This window comes from Aequorivita vitellina (assembly GCF_022008365.1).
Taxonomy (GTDB): domain Bacteria; phylum Bacteroidota; class Bacteroidia; order Flavobacteriales; family Flavobacteriaceae; genus Aequorivita; species Aequorivita vitellina.
Map to the genome: position 1 here is coordinate 1 of NZ_JAIRBA010000117.1, position 701 is coordinate 701.

At 30.4% G+C, this 701-nt stretch carries 1 protein-coding gene; it reads right to left on the bottom strand.

Translation table 11 applies throughout. The features are described 5' to 3' along the window. Window positions 1-103: 103 nt before the first annotated feature. On the bottom strand, window positions 104-592 hold the full coding sequence (locus K8089_RS16230; RefSeq protein ID WP_237604333.1) for a hypothetical protein: 489 nt from the start codon (window positions 590-592) through the stop codon (window positions 104-106). Between the last annotated feature and the right edge of the window lie 109 nt (window positions 593-701).

Here is a 701-nt window from a genome sequence, read left to right on the forward strand (position 1 = left end):
TCAACACCACAACATAATCATTATGAAGTGATTAAAAAATAAAATATTATATTTGAAGAACTGGACTAGTGCTTTTCATAGGATACGTTGTTGTGCGCAGGCTTTATTCCGCTGTAATTGACTTCCAATAAATTCCCATTTGTCCGCGTTCATCGGTTTTTATTTTGGGTTTTCCGCCAATTTTTGCTTTTGCTATTTTCTTAAATTCGGCAATATCTTTAAATCTATCAAAAACAAAGTTCCAATTCATATAATAATTCAGCATCCACATCAATTCTTTATCCATTTCATTTCGGTCAATCAGAGTTTTTAAATCCGCAATAATTTTCCGTTCTGTTTTTTCGTCAAGCTCATTTATTCCAGTCAGATAATGTGGTTCTGTAAGCGCATACCATTGAATAAATAAACCTCTTTTTAGAGCCTCAATATTTTTATCCGATAATTTGGAATATTCATTATGCACTTTTTTGTATTCCAGTTGAATTTCTTCTAAAGTCAATTCTTGATTATCCGAAATAATTTTTCCTTCGTAAATATTCATTACGTTGGAATATAAATCAATTTCTTTATTTGCTAATTCGATTAACGTCATTTTTTTCAGCTTGCGCACAACGGCAGTTTGTCTAATAACCCGCTCGTGTTTTTATAGTTTTTACTAAATTACATTTTTTTGGTTTAGTACATTAGTTGAAGTTGTTTTT

Excerpts from the sequence above, each read along its gene's own strand:
- K8089_RS16230 (WP_237604333.1), bottom strand. The coding sequence starts at position 592 with ATGACGTTAATCGAATTAGCAAATAAAGAAATTGATTTATATTCCAAC.